The organism is Pelagibacterium sp. (genome assembly GCF_048264985.1).
GTDB lineage: Bacteria > Pseudomonadota > Alphaproteobacteria > Rhizobiales > Devosiaceae > Pelagibacterium.
On the sequence record NZ_JBLXCL010000025.1, the window covers coordinates 1 to 6,282 of the forward strand.

The following is a 6,282-nucleotide window of genomic DNA, read 5'->3' on the forward strand; positions in this document are numbered from 1 at the left end:
CACCGGTGGTGTGCTTGATCTGACCGACCCTGTCCGTCAAGAGAAATTGCTCCGGTTGGCGCCGGTTTCCGAGGTGTGGGGCGTGGGACACCGCTCGGCTGCCAAGCTAGCAGCTCTGAACATTTATACTTCTTGGGAACTGGCTCAGTTCGACATTGGCACATTGCGAAAGACTTTCGGCGTGACCATGGAGCGCACGGCGCGAGAACTGCGTGGTGTGAGCTGTATTGGCTTCAATGAAGGCCCTCCTCCGAAGGCAGCCATCTGCTCGAGCAAGATGTTTGGAGCGCGTCAGACAGAGCTACCACCGATTCGGGAAGCCCTAGCTGCCTACGTGGCTCGAGCAGCCGAAAAGCTGCGCGCCCAGAACTCGCTGTGCAGCACTATCCAGGTAGGGCTCCAGACCCAGCTGGCCGATCGCAATGGGCCACGTTACGCCGATGCTGTTACTTTGGCCTTACCCTCTCCAACAGATGACACTCGCGAAATTTTGGCTCTGGCCCAACGAGGCTTAGGGCAGATCTACCGCCCCGGCTACCCGTTCTCAAAGTGCTCCATCTTGCTCTTGAATCTGAGTCAGCGCGGTGAGCTGACGCCCGATCTTTTTGCACCCAAGCCACGCCATGGTGGCGAGCGACTGATGGCAGTTATTGACCAGATCAACCGAAGAGAAGGAAGAGATGCTGTGCGTATTGGCCGAGTGCCTGCGACACCGGTTTGGGCTATGCGTCGGGATATGCTAAGCCAGCGGTACACCACACGCTGGGATGAAATTATTGGCGTGCGAGGATAGGATTGGACGAACTGTAAGCTTTCGGCCCAAAGCCTGCATTCCAGATCAAGTCTTCTGCGGCAAATTTTCAGTTCCAATAACCTTCGAGAAGCAAGAAGCTCTGCTGCCAATGGAAGATGAAGCGGAGAATTGACCAAGCTAAAAAATTGGTAATTACCATAACAACTTGATCACATTAAGGGAGCAGTAATCTCACCATGGGACGCATAAAAAAAGACACTCACTATGTTCCGCAGGCTTACCTCAAGCAGTGGGCAGTAGGCGGAAAAATCCCCACCTACAGACTGTTAGTGCCTCATGAGAAGTGCGGGCTTTGGAAAAATCATTCCCCTAGCAGCATTGCGAAGCACCAACATCTATATACGTATTTTTCAGGCACCGAGGATAGTGACGAGATTGAGCGCTGGCTTGATAGAGACTTTGAAAATCCCGCTATTCCTTCGATTGCGAAAGTTGTGAGAGAAGAACGTCTTGCTCCTGAGGATTGGCATAATCTTTTTCGCTTTGCCGTGGCCACGTCTGTGAGAACTCCAGCAGGTCTTGAAAGTTTCATTAAAAGACAGAGTGAGACTTTGCCTGACTTTCTCGATAATATGCTCCAGACCTCCGTCGCCACGTACGAATCAGCGATAAAAAGAGGTATCACGCTGCAATCTAGTACCATCGAAGAGCCTTTGAACAAGTTACCACTCAAGGTTCAACGGGTTGAACATGAGGATGGTACTGCAGGAATACAAGCAAAGATTCTGAATGGTAGAAAAATGTGGATATGGCAGCTTCGCCATCTGCTGACCAAGACTATTAATCGCTTGCCAAAATACCGATGGACTATTTTGCATGCGCCCCAAGGATTTTCTTGGCCAACAAGTGATAACCCACTAGTCAAGCTTTCTACCAACGCCAAAAACGAATACAACTTCGAGGCGGGATGGGCCACACCAGGAGTGGAGTTGCTGCTTCCGTTGAGCCCTAAGCACCTTCTTTATACTCGTGTAGGTGATGCCAGACCGCCTCTCAGAGGGACGATCCTTAGCGAACAAAAAGCGAGGTTCTTCCGGAAAGTCATCCTTGAGAGTGCCCGTCGATATGTTTTCGCAACTGATCCACGAGAGATTGACCGTATTAGGCCCCGCACTGTTTCGCAAGAATGGTGTATTCAAGAAGCAGAAGCGTGGGCCAATTGGCACGAAGAGCAGTCAAAAGAGGAAGCAGAGTACCCGGACTAGCACGAGGTCTGCGGGGCTGGTGTGAGTTGTCTCTTGCCGGATGAGCGCTCAGGCCCACGGCTGTTTTTGGCCAAAACGGTAGCTAGAAGCAGGCCGCTTTTGAGCCGATCTCGACCTGATTACTGTCTAAGAGAGATCATCGTACACACCCACAGCAGATGCTCGGCGACACCGGCGATTGTCTACACGACACAGCATTTTCTGTACCGGCCGGCGCGGTGGGGCATTGCCTGCCCCCTACAGAAAGAAGAGCTGCCGGCCGAAGTAAGCACATGGGCACTGTGACGAAGTTAGGATCTTAGTGATCTCACCGGTTTGGCCTCCAAGGCCGCGATCTCAGAGCTCAGCGTGCCATACCACGCGTACTTCAGCTAGTGACACCATGATGCCACTATGGCAACAATCAACTCTTTCAATGCAGCGTCCCCGCCTTCTGACGCTTCGGCTATCGTCCGACCTGGGTAGTTGCGGTTAGCCATACACAAAGGATCGTGTCATGACAGACGAAGTAGTCCCATTCAACGACGAACTTATGGGCCAACAGGCTTACCTCCCGCCAGGCGCCGCCGAGTGGCTGCCGTTGACTGACGCAGCCTTCAGGATACTGAAGGCTGCAGGCGAAGCTGATGACGTACAAATGCGCGCCAACAAAGCTGCGCTTTCGGACATGTTTGCGTCCGCACTTCAAATCCCGAACCTAGGATTCTTTGCGGGAAGTGGCACTTCGCTGGGCGCTGTCGGCGGCCCGAGCATGTGGGAACTATGGCAACGAGCGATGTGCCCCGAGGAGCAAAACAGGCTCTCCGAACGCGCTGCCAACGTTGCAGAAACAGTCCGTTATATCGAGAGAGAAAATCCAAACATCGAGCACTTTTTGTCCCAGTGCGACGCCTACTTGGCATTCAACAGCGACGAGGGGGTCAGCGCATTTGTTAACGAAGTGAAAGCCTTAATTCTTCACGCGTGCTCGGAGTTTATTAACAGCAATACTTCGGACATTTCAGCGTACAGGAATCTGCTGCAAAAGTTAGCAAGGCGCAGGGTTAGAGATCCTCGGCTAAAGGTCTTTACTACAAACTACGACATGTGCTTTGAAACCGCAGCGTCCGATCTAGGAATGGTTACCATAGATGGCTTCTCGTACACCCGAAAGCGCAGATTCGATGGGAAGCACTTCACCTATGACATCGTGCGACGCGAGGCGGACAGCCATGAGTTTACTGAGGGCGTTTACCACCTCCTGAAGCTTCATGGATCCGTAAGCTGGAGCCGTGAAGGTACAGAGATTTACGAGCATGTGGCTCCTTTCCCAGAGAATGCATGTTTGATCTATCCGGCCAAGGGAAAGTATCAGCAAGCATTCCTACAGCCGCACCTTGAACTCCTATCAAGATTTTTGGAGTTTTTACGACAGCCCAACAGTTGCTTAATTATCGCGGGCTTCGGCTTTAATGATGATCACCTCTCTGAGCCCATCTACTCCGCTATTCAGTCCAACCCAAGCCTCAAACTTATTCTTTGTGATTTCAACGGTGTGTCTCACCTACGTAATCGCGGCCAGCACGGCTCTAGTGCATATTGGGGGAAATTCCATGATCTTGCGATGGAAGGCTTTGATATCCACTTCGTCAGCGGCTCATTCTCTGACATGGTCAGCTATATCCCTCACCTTCGTACCGCTTCACCTGCAGAGCAGCTAGCGAACGCCGTGAAACGCATAAGGGCAGGAGCATAACTGATGGCACTGGACGGAATATTGGCCAGCACCCTAAAAATAGGCGTTGTATCTAGTGTCAGCGCTCAACTTATCAAAACAAACCTTGCCCATGCTGGCGAGGTAAGCGGGCACTATCTTGGCAGCAATCGCTATGGCAAAGGTGAAGTCGGCGAACTTGTCTTGATTGAGGGCCAGCAAACAGTACTTCTGGGCCGCATCACGGAGGTTAATCTTCCCGACCGCGACCGAACCGAAATCTCTCAAGATTTTGCAGGGGTTCACCAGATCGACGCCATTGGGTTCATTCGTCTGTTGGGCTCGGTGAATCCTCATACTCTGAAAGTCACGGCCGGAGTCAGCTCTTATCCTCGGCTAGGCGATCGGGTCTACTCTGCACCTGGCGAGTTCATATCCCAGATCCCGGTGCTGACTTCTGCAGGCGTCGACGCGGAAGCGCCTCGCGTCGCTCTGGATCTAGGACAAGTTGCGGGCGATAGCGGTTTCCCAATCGCGGTCACCCCAGAGAAGCTATTTGGCCGACACTGCGCAATTTTGGGCTCGACAGGTGGAGGTAAGAGTTGGACAACATCCAAGTTGATCCAAGAATGCCGAAAATTCTCATGCAAGCTCGTGTTGATCGATGCTACTGCGGAATATCGATCTCTAAATGGGGCCGACACCGTTCATTGCCACTTGGGTGAACCTATCCACCGAAACGCAGAGTCAATCGAAGTCTCCATCCCTCCCACAAGCTTTGCCGAAACTGACTTCATCGCGTTGTTTCAGCCTTCAGGGAAGACTCAAGGGCCAAAGCTTAGGGAAGCCATTAAAAGCTTACGGTTAGCAGCGCTTGCACCAGATCTGTTCCCGACAGGAATTGTGCGCAAGGTCAGCCAATCAAAAAATACCTACCGAGAAGCAATGAGGCGTGAGGACAACGCTAGCTTGGTCGGCAACCCCAGCCAACCATTCGAGCCTAAGTACCTCGTTCAGCAGGTTGTCCAAGAGTGCTGCTACCCAGATGCCGGCGCAGATAGAATGGATCGATGGGGGGGCGCGAGCAATGAGCTTTCGTACTGTTCCTCGCTCATGACCCGGATAATGAGTGTGATGAACTCCCCTTCACTCGGCTGCGTTTTTGGCCCTAGAGACAATCTACCCAGTCTAGTTGATAACCTTGATGCCTTCTTGGAGGGCGAAAAACGTCTATTCCGGATTTGCCTGAGCTCAATCGGTTATGAATTTAATGCTCGGGAAGTAATTGCAAACGCAATAGGACGACTGCTCCTACATCGTGCCAGAAGTGAAACTTTCCGGCGGAGACCCTTGATCGTGATTCTCGATGAAGCTCATAACTTTCTCGGTAAAACGCTCGGCAACGAGGACGATCTTCAGAGTCTTGATGCATTTGAGCTAATCGCTAAAGAAGGCCGTAAGTACGGGTTGAACATCTGCCTCGCAACTCAACGGCCTAGGGATATTACCGAAGGCGTTTTGAGCCAGATGGGTACGCTTCTAGTGCACCGACTGACCAATGATCGAGATCGAGAAGTTGTTGAGCGTGCGTGCGGAGAGATAGATCGATCCGCTGCTGCATTCCTTCCCAATCTCAAGCAGGGCGAAGTGGCAATGGTGGGAGTAGATTTTCCAATCCCGGTGACCATTCAAATTGGTCGACCTTCTCAACCGCCAATGTCAGACGGGCCAAGCTTCCAGGAGCTGTGGTAATCGAGCCAGGCACTGGCCGTCGCACCAATAGCTCATCCCTGCGAGTTCGAGCAGGCTCGCCATTTTAGCCACTCGAGTACGACCACCTGTTGAAAGTGCTCGGCCCGTAGCCAATGAACATCAAGTGGCCGTAACCTAGTTTTCACCGGTGAAGCAGAACTCCAAAGGACGTCGTGACTGCATGCGAAAGCGGGATCAATCAACTAGAAACATCCGCTGCCCTTGGTGGGCCACGTTCCTTCCAGGAGCGGCTAGGTCAGCAAGCGTCACTAGCGAAGGAATCGATGTTGGTTTCCGCAAAGAGCTCCGATCTATCGATTGGTCATCGGTGGAAACGATACCAACCAAAGCCCGTCACCTTTTTATTCAGTCGGTAACCTTGCGTGCCCCTGGCGGTGACGTGCGTCTTTACTTCGCCAATGCTAAGCAGCGAGATGAGGCTTGGACACAGATCCTGCGGGGCTGGTACAGCCCACGCTTGGCCGCCATCAAGTCGCGAATGTCGACCTTTACCGCAAGCCTTCCAAAGCATGGCTATGTCCGTAGCTCCCAGTGGAAACCCATCGCCCAAGAGTTCGCAGCGCTTCAGGCAACGATGCCGCCCATCCCACCTAAGCAAGTGCTTGAGGATGATCAATACAGCTTCCTGCATGCGACCATCGAGTTTGTTCGGAGCCCAACAGCATGGCTCAAAGCATCGCGCGACCGTTATGTCCAGAATGCCCTACTTCAACATGAACATCTTTTCGATACCGTCGAAAGCAAACCGCTCTCGCCTAAGCAGCGCGAGGCCTGTGTCGTAGACGAGGACAACAACC

At 52.5% G+C, this 6,282-nt stretch carries 5 protein-coding genes; all 5 read left to right on the forward strand.

Annotation, left to right across the window (positions count from 1 at the left end):
- On the forward strand, nucleotides 1-793 hold a 793-nt coding region (locus ACN0TA_RS18660; RefSeq protein ID WP_417585766.1), incomplete at its 5' end, for a DUF4113 domain-containing protein.
- A 197-nt stretch (nucleotides 794-990) separates the two neighbouring features.
- Nucleotides 991-2,019 carry a DUF4238 domain-containing protein gene (locus tag ACN0TA_RS18665; RefSeq protein WP_417585768.1) on the forward strand — a complete coding sequence of 343 codons (1,029 nt, stop codon included), beginning with the start codon at nucleotides 991-993 and terminating at the stop codon, nucleotides 2,017-2,019.
- A 496-nt stretch (nucleotides 2,020-2,515) separates the two neighbouring features.
- The gene (locus tag ACN0TA_RS18670; protein WP_417585770.1) at nucleotides 2,516-3,754 is read left to right on the forward strand and encodes an SIR2 family protein; all 1,239 of its coding nucleotides are present in this window, start codon (nucleotides 2,516-2,518) and stop codon (nucleotides 3,752-3,754) included.
- Nucleotides 3,755-3,757: 3 nt separating this feature from the next.
- Nucleotides 3,758-5,464 (forward strand): ATP-binding protein, encoded by a 1,707-nt coding sequence (locus tag ACN0TA_RS18675; RefSeq protein WP_417585772.1) that lies wholly within the window; start codon nucleotides 3,758-3,760, stop codon nucleotides 5,462-5,464.
- Between the two features lie 478 nt (nucleotides 5,465-5,942).
- Nucleotides 5,943-6,282 (forward strand): hypothetical protein (locus ACN0TA_RS18680; RefSeq protein WP_417585774.1); only part of this gene is annotated, 340 nt, incomplete at its 3' end.